This window comes from Floridaenema aerugineum BLCC-F46 (assembly GCF_041929345.1).
GTDB classification, from domain to species: domain Bacteria; phylum Cyanobacteriota; class Cyanobacteriia; order Cyanobacteriales; family Aerosakkonemataceae; genus Floridanema; species Floridanema aerugineum.
Map to the genome: position 1 here is coordinate 1 of NZ_JBHFNQ010000032.1, position 13,107 is coordinate 13,107.

Below are 13,107 nucleotides of genomic sequence, written 5' to 3' on the forward strand. Positions count from 1 at the left end.
CAGTCCCCAGTCCCCAGTCCCCAGTCCCCAGTCCCCAGTCCCCAATCCCACTAATGATGCCCATAAGCTCCCATTTCTGGCTCAAAGGGCTTAATTTCTGGAGTTACTTCTAATCCCAGATGTTCTAACATTGCCTGTAAAACTGAGTCTGCGGATAATCTCAGGTAGGTGGGAGTGATTTCTAAAGCTACGTGGCGATTTCCTAAGTGATAGGCGGCGCGTAATAGTTCTAAGGGATTTTTGGCTGTTACTGTGAGTACGGGTTCGGGTTTGGCAATTACTCTGACTAGGATACCGTTTTCTGATTGTAGTAAATCGCGATCGCGCAACACTATCCCTCTAGGAAGCCGCAACAGCAACACTTGTCCTGCTTCCGTTTCAAAACGGTAGTTACTGCGCGTGCGTTCCTCAGCTGTCAGGGAAAGGGTGTGGCTGACTACAGCATCGGCATTTGCTGGTAAACGTTGCGTCAAAGTCAGCATCATCGGTAATTCTTACTATTTTTTCTTGATTTATGGAATTATTTTGCCAGATTAACCTGATTTGCGATCGCTAGTTAGGTAATTCTATCGTAATGATAAGAGATCCATTTCCGACTACCTTCTAGCTTCTGCAATAAACTGCGTACATTCACGAGTAAGGGTGATTTTTAATTTCCATAACTCACTTACAACGAGAATATCAGTACGTAAAAATCTTTAGGGCGCATCTGGAAAACATATCAGAGTCATGTAGAAAGTTAGTAATAGTGATATTTATTCATGACCTTACCAAAAATGATTGCAGTACAAGATGCTCCGGTATTAACAGCAAAGTCCGTTAAACAATCTCAAGAATTTGAGCCATCCAATCTTTTTCAAGGAATTTTAGAAGGTTTTATAGATGGGATTTTAATCATCACTCAAACAGGTGATTTACTGCACGCCAATCAAACTGCTAAACGAATTTTTCAACAATTATCTACTGGGGAGTCTCTCTCGATTCCTGAAGAGATTTGGCAGGTTTGTCAGTCCTTAATTGAAAGTAAAAAAGTATTTCCCAATGAAAAAATTGTTTTAGAATCGGAAATTACTCAAGATAATGCTGTCCATTTTCGGTTGCGAGTGCGTTGGTTTATGATTGAACAAACGTCAGAGGAATGTGTGTTAGTAACAATTGAAGATAAACAACAATCCTTGCGAGAGATAGTGAGCAGGGATGTTCATCAATACGATTTAACACCAAGAGAGGCAGAAGTTTGGTTGCTTTATCGAGCCAACTATTCCTATAAAGAAATTGCTGAAAAACTCTACATTACGATTAATACCGTCAAAAAACACATGAAAAATATTCATGCTAAACGGAAATCTCTGCTGGATGACGAAGCAATTTAATAAATTTAAGTTAATTAAATTCCCGATTGTAAGCGGCGTAATTCAGCATCAATTTTTTGTTTAAGTGTGGGGTCTGATTGCATAGTATTTCTTATTTGTTGAAACCGACCTACTGTTAATTGATTGGCTTCAATAGTTTGTCGGGAAAACTCGCAAAAATCCTTTAATTCAGGTGGAATATTGCCGCCAGCAGCACAAGTGGTGTCAGGAACAGGAAGATTTCTACTGACAATTCCTTGAACTACAGCTTGACGTTTTCTCTCAATTGTATAAGCTGCTTGAGCAAATCTTCTCACTTCATCATCGCTGATTGACTGAGCAAAAGCAGAAGAACTCAAGATTAAATGAGGAGAACGGAAAGACAGATTTGGAGCTAGTCCACAGAGTACACCAATCGAGGCAAGAAAAGTTACAAGTAAGGAGCGAGATATTACTTGATTGAGCAAAGATAAAAAAATGGGAGAATTAGCTTTAATCATGATTGGATAGTTTAAAGAACTAGCACACTAAATGGCATCTATGTAATTTGAAGTAACTTTTGGGTGTGAAGTTCCGCATTTGGGTAGACGATTAGCAAAAAAGTTGGTGTATTTAAATTTATTGAAGTAATCTAAAACAAGGCTATTTGTAAAGTTGGCAGAGTTCGATCGCTTTTGTTTGCAGGGTGGCTATTGGCTCTGCCCCTTGTTTGAGACTAACTTCTAAGTCTAGCAGTAAGGGTAAGCTAGCAGAAAGTTTTTCCACATCTAAAGAGCGAATTTCCTGTTGCAGAAAGTAGATTCGCTTGGGATTAGCGACTTCTGCGGCTTTGGCAATCTCCTTTTCATCCCTTACTCCCTCCTGCGTCATCAACTTCACCCACAACCAAGTGCGAAATTGCCCAATTAAAGTAGCAACAATTCTTAAAGCTGGTTCATTACGATTAATTAAATCTGCCACCAATACCAGGGCTTTAGCTGCATCTCCCTGAATAATTGCCCCGGCTAGCTGCAAACTATTTTGTGTATTAGCTGTTACTAGTTTAGCAACAGTTTCTACCTCTAGGGTTTGTCGATGACTCCAGCTATACAATTGCAATTTGTCCAATTCGGACTTTAATAACCTTGTATCATTACCAACAGATTGAGCTAAAAGTTTCATAGCCTCTGGCGTTAACTTCACCCCTGCCTCTTGTGCCGCTTGCTGAACTCGCTGTATAATTTGGTCGGTCTTCCAGGGTGGAATTAAAGGAAATTCACAGATTTGAGCATATTTTTTCAGTAATTTTGTGGCTTTAAGTCGTTCGTCAGGTTTGCTCCGGCTAGTCAGTAAAAGTACCGAAGTTTCCGGTAAAAATGGCAGAGTACGTTCTAGTTCCGCTAACACCTGTTCTGGACAATGTTGCCCGATATTGGTATCAACTAACCAAACTAAACGTTGTCCCATACCAAATGGAGGTGTCATAGCTTGATTTAAAGCCTGAAGTATGGCATCTGGTTGATCGGCTGAAATTTTGTCATAGTTGAAACTAGCCCAGTCGCGATCGAGTACAGATTTACGCAATTTAACAACTGCGTTCTGTAGTGTAAAATCATCCTCTCCCCAATAGAGGTAAATTGGCATAAGGAACACCTAATTAAGTAAATTTGTGGTAAGGGCAATACATGAATTGCCCGTACAGTTCGCGCTTACTCGATCCCCGAAATTTAGGATCAATATTTCTCTGGGTGGACTTAACATTAAAACAATAGAAAGTTAGTTAAACTCTATCAAGTTAAAAGGCGAGGATATCAAGGTTGGACGATAACTATCAAACTTATCTGAATCGACTGGCAAGGATGACGCTGCCGGAAACTTACAAATCCCAAGTGCAGCACATTCAGGAATCACCTAAGTTTGTGCCTGCTGTTGAGGGAGGCAGAAAACCTGTTGCTTTTCCAGGATATACAGTAATTACTCCTCCCACTGAAGAAGATGAGGCAAACAAGTCTTTTTATACAAATTTGCAGCATTGTCAAGAGCAAATTTTACAACAGTTTCCAGGTTTAATGGTGCCAGTACCTCCAGCTAGCTTTCATTTAACCTTGGCAGATTTAATTTGGGCTAATGCTTTCCTTCATGCTACAGAAAATCCTGAATTTGAAGAGAAGTTACGCGCTCAAATCGGTCACATTTTCCAGCAAACTCAACCTTTGGTTGGTGGAGGTCAGCAAATTAAATTCCAATTGCTAGGATTAATGATTATGCCGAGAGCGATCGCTGTTTCTTTAGTGCCAAAGGATGAATCAACTTACGATCGGATTGTTAAGTTTCGTCGCGCCATCTACCAAAATGGTGACTTAATTGGATTAGGAATCGAGCAACAATATGGTTTGACGGCTCACGTTACTTTAGGTTATTTTGGCGATGTTCCGCCAGATTTTAATCGCGATCGCTTAGGCAACACCCTTTCTGATTTAAACTTACAATGGTTGGACAATCCCCAAGAACTTATTGTAAAAAGAGCCGAATTGCGGAAATTTGATGATATGACACGCTACTACCGCGATGATGATTGGCCCGTCTTGGAATTTTAGATTTGGGATTTTAGATTTTAGGTTCTAAACAAAAAATCCTGTAAAATCTAACATCCCAAATCTACAAATCGATTATGAGTTTAACCATCCACCCAATTATGACCCAGAGTTTCGCGGTAATTGACCGAGAAATAGGCGTTCATAATTTTAGTCCCCAAGAATATGCGATCGTCCGACGAGTAATTCATAGCACGGCTGATTTTGAATTTAAAGACTTAATTCGTTTTAGTCTAGGGGCAATTGATGCTGGCATCGCTGCTATTCGTCGTCGCGTACCCATCGTGACTGATGTGGGGATGGTTAAACAGGGTATCGTGGGATTAGTGGAACAAACTTTTGCTAACCCAGTAATTAGCGCACTCGAAGGCATTAAAGAACCTCTACCAGGAAAAACTCGCACGGAAACAGGTTTATTAAAGTGTTGGCAAGAATATCCCCAAGGAATTTTTGTCTTTGGTAATGCCCCCACTGCTTTGTTAGCACTGTGTAACGAAATCCCAAAAGCCTCTGGATCACCAGCTTTGGTAATTGGCGCACCTGTAGGGTTTATTTCGGTCGTAGAGTCAAAAATGACCTTGGCAGCCACAGAAGTACCTCAAATCCGCGTCGAGGGGCGAAAGGGCGGTTCTCCAGTGGCGGCTGCTATCCTTAACGCTTTAGTCTGTTTAGCAACTGAAGAGGGAGGCAGAGGGGAAAGTTTTGAGTTTTAACTCAGATCTTGCACTCTTGAGGCAGAGCCTCTATTCTTCGTTCCATTTGTTGAACCTGGGAACGAGGATCTGGAGGTTCCACCTCCTTTGAGTGCAAGATTTGAGGTTTTGAGTTGTAGGGGCAATTCATGAATTGCCCGTACAGAGTTTTGAGTTAAAGCAGAAGGTTAATCTAAAATCCAAAATCTAAAATCTAAAATCGAATAGATGACTGTTCACGTTATTGGCATTGGGTTAGATGGAGCATCTGGGTTAAGAGAGGAAGTTAGGCAAATTATTGCCCAGGCGACTTTGTTGGTGGGAAGCGATCGCCATTTGAATTATTTTCCCGACTACTGTGGCGATCGCATTGTCCTGAAAGATATAAAGGCGGCGATGCGTGAGATTCGCGATCGTCTCCAAACAGATGATGTAATTGTAGTATTGGTGACGGGCGACCCTTTATTTTTTGGCTTAGGGCGGTTGTTGTTGGCAGAGTTGCCTAAAGAACAGTTAACTTTTCATCCCCATTTAAGCGCCATTCAGTTAGCTTTTAACCGGATTAAGGTTCCTTGGCAAGATGCTCTTGTGATTAGTGTTCACGGGCGTTGTTGGGAACAGCTAACCCAAACTTTGCAGCAAGGGGCAGAGAAAATCGCCATCTTAACTGATGATACTCATAATCCAGCGGCGATCGCTCGTCTACTAAACTCTCTGGATTTAGCTGCCACTTACCAGTTCTGGATTTGCGAAAATCTAGGGGGTATGGATGAAAAAGTGGGTTGTTGGTCTTTAGCTACTGTCCCGGAACAGAGATTTGCCCCCTTAAATGTGGTAGTCTTACTGCGCCAAACTGATTCATCTGGGGATGAAACGAATTTCCCAAATCTGCCGCTGTTAGGTTTACCAGATTCTAGTTTTTTAAGTTACAGCGATCGACCAGGTTTAATCACTAAACGCGAAATTCGCCTGTTAATTCTGGGAGAATTAGCATTAAAACCCGGTCAAATTATTTGGGATATCGGTGCAGGTACGGGTTCAGTGGCGATCGAAATTGCCCGCTTATTCCCTACTTCTACAGTTTATGCCATTGAAAAAACTGCCGCTGGAATTTCCTTAATTGAACAGAATTGTCAGCGGTTTGGCATTAATAATGTTGTATCCATTCATGGTACAGCGCCAGAAATTTTGTATCACCTCACCCCCCCAGACCGCATTTTTATCGGCGGGAGTGGTGGTAACTTAAAGGAAATTTTAAGCTTTGCTGGCGCTCAGTTGCATCCCCAAGGATTTCTGGTATTAGCTTTAGCTACTTTGGAACATTTGACTTTGGCGATGCAGTGGGTAGAGGAAAAAGGTTGGGAACATAATTTGTTACAAGCGCAGCTGTTGCGATCGGTAGCAGTCGGATCTCTTACCCGATTTTCCCCCCTCAATCCCGTGACGATCTTAAGCATTAAAAAGCGGTTATTGGTCTAAAGCCGGAAATTTTAGCCAAGAAGGGAACAGGGGAAACAAGGTAGGGATAATTCATGAATTATCCCTACCTTGTTTCCCTTATTTGGCAGCCTAAAATACAAAATCAGCGCTAGATATTAGGGAAATGGGAAAAATTCTCTCCCTAAATAGAACAGTAGGGTTCCAGTAATTAGCAAGCAAAAGATTCCCGCTGCACCAGCTAAAGGTTTTCCATTCTTACCTGTAAACCAAGCTGAACCTTTTCCTGTATAGCTAATTAATTGGGCAGAATCGATCGTCGTCAAAGCCCAAATCCAACCCGCGTGTAATCCGATCGCTAAACTTAAATTACCATTGTCTACCCAACGAGCCAGAACTAACACCAACCCTATCAGAAAAAGACCAGGGAGTTGGGGTAAAGTTTCGTCAATTTCCCAAACCAAGTGCAGCAATGCAAAAATTAAGCTAGAAACCACAGCCCCTAACCATAAAGAATAACTTTGCTGCAATTCATTCAGCAGAAAGCCACGAAAAATTAACTCTTCTGTACCGCTTACCCATAATCCTAAAAGCAGGGTTGTCAGTAGAGTTTGCCAGAACTTTCGATCGGGTTGCCAATGCCAATTTATCCACCCGAAAGTGGACTCGATCGCAAACACAACTATGATGCCAATTACGCCAATAGCTAATCCTATCCCTAGAGAGATCAAAAAAGTTGCATCTCCAGAGATTCCGTAATCCAAAAAAGACACGCCCTCTACCCTGGCAATTCCCCAGAGTAACGGTGGAGCAATCAGGTAAAGGGATGCCAAAAGTGGAATTTTTTGTGCTGCCCCCAAGGGCTTAGGAGGGTACCATTTGAGGGCGTAAGCTATGGGAATAGCTATTGGCAACCAACACCCCAACCAGGCTAAGAAAAAGATAATTATCTTAACGGGTGCGATCGCCTCAGTATAAAACACCAGCATTTAGCAGGAGCTATGTTTGTTAAATAAGTTCATAGCTACAAACAGCAGATAGATTAGTCAGTAGCCAAAAGTCAGCCTTGGCAAATTCTAGGAAATCAAACTAGTTTTGACCCTTGACAACTGACCTGAGAGGTTATTCTTCCTCGTCGGAATCCTCATCTTCATCTAATTCTGCCTTACCATTTGATGATGCTTTATCCGCATCAACCTGAATCAGGTGAATATGCTTATAGCCTAGTTTGATTTCAAATTCATCACCAGACTTTAAACCCATTGCCTCGGTGTAGGTTGCACCAATAACAATTTGTCCATTTTTGTGTACGCTTACCCGATAAGTAGGTTCGCGTCCCCGACCATCTTTCGGCCCTTCAGGACTTAAAGGAATGCCTCTTGCTGCTAATACAGCATCATAAAAATCGGTCAGATTTACACGAGTCTGGTTATTTTTAGTGGTAGTGTAGTACCCGCAGCGCTTTGCTGTTTCGCGACGGGGTAGGTTGGAAAGTTCTTTTACTTTTTGAAGCAGTGCCTTTCCTGTTAAAGGGGTTGTTGCTGTGTCACTCATCGCTTTGGTGAAATATTCAATCTTTAACTTAGTTAATAGAGTCAAGACCCAAATTGGCCTTATAAAGAATATATCGTTAAATCTCATATTTTTGACAACTATTTTTCCCAATCCCTAACTTGAGTAAAAAGCTTAATTTAGATTTGGGAATTTCCGGTGACTGCGGTACCCTCGTAAGTGCTAATAATCAAGGATGTTTAGCAGGATTTTATCGAGACCGATCCATAGTGCTGCATAATTGCCAGCGCAAGTCTGCGAAAAGTTAACTTGTTACACTTAGCAAAGATATCTAATACATTAGCTTTACTTGTCTGTCTGCTTTCCTGGTAAGATGTATGGGACATCACAGGAGGAAAATCTATCTTTAAGGAGTTTTACCCAAAAGAGAACGATAATTTTTTGTATCAAGTAGTGCAGATAAATATAAGTGATGGATTTTTGCCAAGTAGGTAAAAAGTCTGTGGTTTGGCGAAAGTTGAGATATAACAGGCTTACACTAGAAGCAGTAGTAGTTTAACAAGGCAGCAGAGAGGGGAAAATTTTGGCTCAGGTACAGTAGCCGAAAATTTAGTCTGTTACCACTATTACTTTAAATATTGAAGAAATGGTTCAAGATCATGCAAGTCATTATTAAGATTGCCAGACATGACCAAAACAGTGGCTCATGGTATCAGAGTTATACTTTAGAAGTTGAGCCTGGTAATACAATTCTCGATTGTCTGAATCAGATTAAATGGGAGCAGGATGGAAGTTTAGCATTTCGGAAAAACTGCCGCAATACCATTTGTGGTAGCTGCGCGATGCGGATTAATGGTCGTTCTGCTTTAGCTTGTAAAGAAAATGTCGGAAATGAGGTAGCACGACTTCAAGAACTGATGACAAGGGTTGTTAGTTCAGAGGTAGAAGAATCAGATCTCAAAGGGATTCCAGAAATTACGATCGCCCCAATGGGTAATATGCCAGTCATCAAAGACTTAGTAGTGGATATGGCAAGTTTCTGGAACAATTTAGAGGCAGTCGATCCTTATGTAAGTACCAACGCCCGAAAAGTACCAGAAAGAGAATTTCTCCAAACGCCTTCAGAGCGAAGTCAGCTGGATCAGACAGGTAATTGCATTCTGTGTGGCGCTTGTTATTCTGAATGTAATGCCCGTGAAGTTAACCCAGATTTTGTTGGCCCTCATGCCCTGGCGAAAGCTTATCGAATATTAGCAGATTCTCGCGACGCTCAAAGTGAAACCAGGTTAGAAAATTATAACGAAGGTACTAAAGGTGTCTGGGGATGTACTCGTTGTTTTTACTGCAACAGTGTATGTCCAATGGATGTGGCACCAATGGATCAGATCGGTAAAATCAAAGGTGAGATTCTCCAAAGAAAGGATGCTCAAGCTAGCCGATCGATCCGACACCGAAAAGTTTTAGTAGATTTAGTGAAAAAAGGTGGTTGGGTAGATGAACGCAAGTTCGCGGTGCTAGTTTTAGGTAATTATTTTAGAGATATAAAAGGATTGCTAGAATTAGGGCCTGTGGGACTAAGAACGTTATTACGGAGGAAACTCCCATTCGATTTTGAACCATCTCTTGGTGCGGATCAAGTGCGATCGCTCATTGAATCTGTCCGAAAAAGAAAGGCAGAAGGCAAAGAGCACAAGTAAAGGCTCCCTTGGCTGCCAAGGGAGTTTTTCCCTAACCCCTAACCCCTAACCCCTAACCCCTAACCCTGTTTAACGAATAACCAGACGATATCTACCGCCTACACCTGGTTCGCTAGCGTTAACAATTACGCGATAAGTGCCGGAACTAGGTAAAGTCAGATTGAGGGCAGAATTTGGATTATTTCTGCCCACATTATTATTTTCTGCAACCTTGCGACCATCTGGCCCCATAAGTGCCAAATAAGTGTCAAAATCAGAGCTTTCTAACACAATTCTGATGGGTTGACCAGCGACACCATCAAAAGTGTAGGATCTGTACCAACTGCCATCAGAAGGAAGTGTAGGAGCACCAGGGCCAAGAGTACCTTGTAATTGGATGGCTGATCTGGTTTGTCTTTGGGTATTGGGATTTCGCAAACCTGCACCCGATGTCATAGCTCTGAGATCAAAAGATCCGACTTCTCCGGCTCGATAGGAGTTAGCAATTAACAGGTAAGTACCGGAGAGTGGTAGGCTTGTGACGATTCGGGCATTTCTGTTACCGCCTGAGTTGTAGTCTTGGGCTAATGTCCGACCATTGGGTGCAACAAGGATTAAAAAGGGGTTGATTTCTCGACTTACCATGTCTATTGTGACTTGTTGACCAGCGCGACCCTGAAACCTGTAGGCTTTAAAGAAACTATTATCTACGGGTAAGACGTTATCTCCTGGGCCTAATCTGTCGGTAATTAGTTCACCATTGAGTGTTAATGTTTGCGGGGGGTTGGTAGTACGTCCGCTGCGAGGGACAGTTTGGGCGACGCGAGGAGCAGTTCCTTGGCGAACGGAGGCTAAAAAAGGTTGTACTCGATCGATGGCGATCGCAAATCCAATCCCAATATTCCCTCCGGCTCTGCTATTAGTAAAAATAGCCGTATTCACGCCTATTAATTCTCCCTGACTGTTAAGTAATGGCCCACCTGAATTACCAGGGTTAATGGCTGCGTCAGTTTGAATTAAGCCGCGTTCGCGATCGATCCGACTGACTATTCCCACTGTAAAAGTACCCTGGAAGCGACCAAAAGGATTACCAATAGCAAAGGCACGCTGTCCTACTTGTACCGCTCCCGAACCTGCTAAAGGTACAGTAGGGAGGTTATTTTGACCGCGAATTTTCAGCACGGCTAAATCTAAACCGCGATCGCCAAAAGCTACCACATCTGCTGGCAAACGTCTACCATCTGCCAGAGTTACGGTTAAAGTCCGGGGAGCATTTTGGATAACATGAGCATTAGTTAAAACTAAGCCATCTGGACTAATAATGCTACCACTGCCAGAGCCGTTGGGAACAGCGATCGACACTACAGCCGGACTAGCTTTTTGATATACACGAACGTTAGTTTGTTCGTCAGTAGCTTGTGCTGCTGCCGGAGTTGCGTTGAGCACCAGCGGAGTAGTAACCGCTAACGAACTAATGCCAAAAACAGCTAATGTGGTTCTGGCAGCTATTATGCTGGATGCAGCTAAAGTTAAAAGTTTAGTGTTCATCCTGAGATGACGATTTAATAGTAGTTGTGGTATTTGTTATGTGGCTGATGCCAGTTTTTCTACCGAGGAAAAATCTCTCCAATTGGAGACATTGAGATAATACCGTTATAACGTTTTTAGAATCTAATTTTAGTTGATAGCTGGTAGCTGGTAGCTGGTAGCTGGTAGTTGCTAGTTGGTAGTTGCACAGACAAAATTACCACTATTGATTGTTCATAACATCAATTTTTCCAACTTATCCCACAAACAATAAAAACTTTCTAACTATAGTTATCTACTCTCCCCCTGCACCAGGAGCACCCAAGGCTGTTCCGAGAGGTTGGGCCTATATGATGATTTAGCATCGTACAGACTCCAACCAACCCAGCCAGACTCAAGCCTATTCCCATAACAGCCATTACTGGGTTACAGACTTAGATTTATGATTTCTGTTGCACCTGCAATTTATCTAAATTTTCCCAAATCATCATCCTCATCTTTGGGATCGATCGGTTGATAATCTACATAATCATCTGGTGCTTTACGCGGTAGATTTTCGGGTTCTTCTCTGTGAGAAATATCTTCTGGAGGACGACGTTTTCTAGAACGAGTTGGGACAGTTTCCGAATTATCGAATTCATCTCTAGGCGCACGACGGGAGGAACTGCGAACAGGTCTTTCTTCCACATCCCTAACGCCCCAATCATCTACAGGCGGTTCAACAGAACGAGACTCTGGACGGGGACGACGTTTGCGTGTGGGAACATCACTAGAGCCTAATCTATCTCTGTCTCGTTCAGCTAGGCTACTGCTGCGGCTAGAGGAAGACGAACGGCGACGGGGTTCATCATAGCTATTGCGCGAACTCCGCGAGTCACGACTACCTCTGATGCGACGAGAAACTGGTAATTCTTCGTCTGGTTCTAGCTCTAATTCATCTAATTCAGCTTCTTGATATACTCGATATTCCCTGCTGACGGGTCGTTCTTCATCTACGATCGGTGTATTACGCTTAGCTTGTTCTGTGGTTACACCCCGTAAACGCAGGTTATCCACGACAAAGAACACAGCAGTTCCCGCCAAGAGATATTGACTAAAAGCCAAAATCGGGTCTAAGCGCCATCCTTGAAACAGCAGAATTAACCCGCAAACTAAGCTAATGGCAGCAAAGAAAATATCATGATCTCTGGCTAGTTCCGGGCGAACAGACCTGAGAAAATAGAGTCCTACACCAGCTAAAGCTAGTGCAATACCGAGAAATGTGGCAAATGACTGCCCAAAATTGAGCATTGTATCTCTCCGAAGTTAGTTCTACGGCAGTGAGTCAGGCAAGACATCTCCAATGTAACTTGACGAGCCTAGTTTTTAGCTTGAACCAGTTTGAAACCGCGTTTCAGAAAGAGGACTGACGCAAGTTCCAGGTACGTTGTTGCGCTTTAGCGCAAGATTTTAGCGCTAAAGCGCAACAACGTACCTTTTTTATCTGTCAGTTGTCCTGCATATAAAACAGGAGGGACGCTGTTTACTTAGATTTTGCTTGAGCGTCCCCCGAAAATATTATCTGGTTTCTGGTAAATCAGCTTTATTAAGAGCGCTGAATCCGATCTTTCTGACTGATAAAGATTAATCCAACAGTTACAGGAACAACCACAATCACAAAACCTGCAACCAGGCTCCACAAAAAGTTAGCTAAAGAAGGAGTCATATCTGCGCCTCTATTTTTACAAAACGATACCGTCTTTTAATTTTACCTAGCTGCTACAACCTTGAAAAGTCCTACTGTCAAGGATGATGACAAATCGATAGGATATCCTGACTAGAGCTTAAAATTAAAGGACTAGATAAAAATCTTAACAAATCTTAAAATATTCGTAGTCGTAGGGTGCGTTAGTAACGCACCATCCTACTGTCGTACTCTGATAAAAAGTATCCACTTTGACAATTTACTTAAAGACTTATGACTGGTATTGACATCGTTAGCTTAGGGCTGGGTCTGCTGTTGGCAGTAATGATTTTCCTGTTTATTATCAGAATCGTGCTGACTTGGTATCCGCAAATCAACCTGAACAGTTTTCCTTGGAATATAGCCGCTTGGCCCACAGAACCTTTTTTAGTGGTGACCAGAAAGATTGTGCCACCTTTGGGAGGTGTGGATATTAGCCCGATTATTTGGGTGGGAATTTGTAGCTTACTACGAGAAATTTTAGTTGGTCAGCAAGGTCTGTTGCGAATGATGGGTTAGTTTGGGAACTAGGTACGTTGTTGGGGGTGGGGGCCCGGGTTTGGGGCAAGCGCAACAAACTACACGGGGGTTCGCGGGGCAACAAACAACAAAAGA

The 13,107-nt window shown here is 42.5% G+C and carries 14 protein-coding genes; 6 read left to right on the forward strand and 8 right to left on the reverse strand.

Translation table 11 applies throughout. The annotated features are described in order from the left end of the window. Positions 1–50 precede the first annotated feature (50 nt). On the reverse strand, positions 51–482 hold the full coding sequence (ureE, locus tag ACE1CC_RS03620) for an urease accessory protein UreE (RefSeq protein ID WP_413269120.1): 432 nt from the start codon (positions 480–482) through the stop codon (positions 51–53). Between the two features lie 279 nt (positions 483–761). On the opposite strand from ureE, the gene ACE1CC_RS03625 reads away from it, so the two are divergent. Continuing rightward, positions 762–1,373 (forward strand): helix-turn-helix transcriptional regulator, encoded by a 612-nt coding sequence (locus ACE1CC_RS03625; protein ID WP_413269108.1) that lies wholly within the window; start codon positions 762–764, stop codon positions 1,371–1,373. 14 nt (positions 1,374–1,387) lie between these two features. Here ACE1CC_RS03625 and ACE1CC_RS03630 read toward each other — a convergent pair whose 3' ends face one another. Together ACE1CC_RS03630 and holA are read right to left on the reverse strand one after the other, a co-directional pair. Then, positions 1,388–1,852: a DUF4168 domain-containing protein gene (locus ACE1CC_RS03630; RefSeq protein WP_413269109.1), complete on the reverse strand. Its 465-nt coding sequence runs from the start codon at positions 1,850–1,852 to the stop codon at positions 1,388–1,390. 142 nt (positions 1,853–1,994) lie between these two features. Beyond that, entirely contained in the window at positions 1,995–2,975 is a 981-nt protein-coding gene (gene holA, locus ACE1CC_RS03635) for a DNA polymerase III subunit delta (RefSeq protein ID WP_413269110.1), read from the reverse strand. Between the two features lie 173 nt (positions 2,976–3,148). Between holA and ACE1CC_RS03640 the strand changes: the two genes are divergently transcribed. The 3 genes from ACE1CC_RS03640 to cbiE all read left to right on the forward strand — a co-directional run bounded on the left by ACE1CC_RS03640 (position 3,149) and on the right by cbiE (position 6,096). Next, a complete protein-coding gene (locus ACE1CC_RS03640) occupies positions 3,149–3,928 on the forward strand; it encodes a DUF1868 domain-containing protein (RefSeq protein ID WP_413269111.1) in 780 nt (259 codons plus the stop codon). Between the two features lie 74 nt (positions 3,929–4,002). Continuing rightward, the gene (locus tag ACE1CC_RS03645; RefSeq protein WP_413269112.1) at positions 4,003–4,638 is read left to right on the forward strand and encodes a cobalt-precorrin-8X methylmutase; all 636 of its coding nucleotides are present in this window, start codon (positions 4,003–4,005) and stop codon (positions 4,636–4,638) included. Between the two features lie 207 nt (positions 4,639–4,845). Further along, the gene (gene cbiE / locus ACE1CC_RS03650; RefSeq protein WP_413269113.1) at positions 4,846–6,096 is read left to right on the forward strand and encodes a precorrin-6y C5,15-methyltransferase (decarboxylating) subunit CbiE; all 1,251 of its coding nucleotides are present in this window, start codon (positions 4,846–4,848) and stop codon (positions 6,094–6,096) included. A gap of 116 nt (positions 6,097–6,212) precedes the next feature. Here cbiE and ACE1CC_RS03655 read toward each other — a convergent pair whose 3' ends face one another. Both ACE1CC_RS03655 and ACE1CC_RS03660 read right to left on the reverse strand, forming a co-directional pair. Then, the gene (locus ACE1CC_RS03655) at positions 6,213–7,043 is read right to left on the reverse strand and encodes a CPBP family intramembrane glutamic endopeptidase (RefSeq protein ID WP_413269114.1); all 831 of its coding nucleotides are present in this window, start codon (positions 7,041–7,043) and stop codon (positions 6,213–6,215) included. A gap of 133 nt (positions 7,044–7,176) precedes the next feature. Further along, entirely contained in the window at positions 7,177–7,608 is a 432-nt protein-coding gene (locus ACE1CC_RS03660; protein WP_413262805.1) for an AbrB family transcriptional regulator, read from the reverse strand. Positions 7,609–8,225: 617 nt separating this feature from the next. Here ACE1CC_RS03660 and ACE1CC_RS03665 point away from each other — a divergent pair. Beyond that, complete coding sequence (locus ACE1CC_RS03665) at positions 8,226–9,263, forward strand: succinate dehydrogenase/fumarate reductase iron-sulfur subunit (RefSeq protein WP_413269115.1); 1,038 nt, start codon at positions 8,226–8,228, stop codon at positions 9,261–9,263. A gap of 69 nt (positions 9,264–9,332) precedes the next feature. Here ACE1CC_RS03665 and ACE1CC_RS03670 read toward each other — a convergent pair whose 3' ends face one another. From ACE1CC_RS03670 to psbX, 3 genes are all read right to left on the reverse strand, one after another. Then, positions 9,333–10,790 carry a S1C family serine protease gene (locus ACE1CC_RS03670; protein ID WP_413269116.1) on the reverse strand — a complete coding sequence of 486 codons (1,458 nt, stop codon included), beginning with the start codon at positions 10,788–10,790 and terminating at the stop codon, positions 9,333–9,335. Positions 10,791–11,234: 444 nt separating this feature from the next. Beyond that, positions 11,235–12,059 carry a Ycf66 family protein gene (locus tag ACE1CC_RS03675; RefSeq protein ID WP_413269117.1) on the reverse strand — a complete coding sequence of 275 codons (825 nt, stop codon included), beginning with the start codon at positions 12,057–12,059 and terminating at the stop codon, positions 11,235–11,237. A 295-nt stretch (positions 12,060–12,354) separates the two neighbouring features. Beyond that, the gene (gene psbX, locus ACE1CC_RS03680) at positions 12,355–12,474 is read right to left on the reverse strand and encodes a photosystem II reaction center protein PsbX (RefSeq protein WP_413269118.1); all 120 of its coding nucleotides are present in this window, start codon (positions 12,472–12,474) and stop codon (positions 12,355–12,357) included. A 252-nt stretch (positions 12,475–12,726) separates the two neighbouring features. Here psbX and ACE1CC_RS03685 point away from each other — a divergent pair, with 252 nt between their 5' ends. Continuing rightward, positions 12,727–13,011 (forward strand): YggT family protein, encoded by a 285-nt coding sequence (locus tag ACE1CC_RS03685; protein ID WP_413269119.1) that lies wholly within the window; start codon positions 12,727–12,729, stop codon positions 13,009–13,011. The last annotated feature ends 96 nt before the right edge of the window (positions 13,012–13,107 follow it).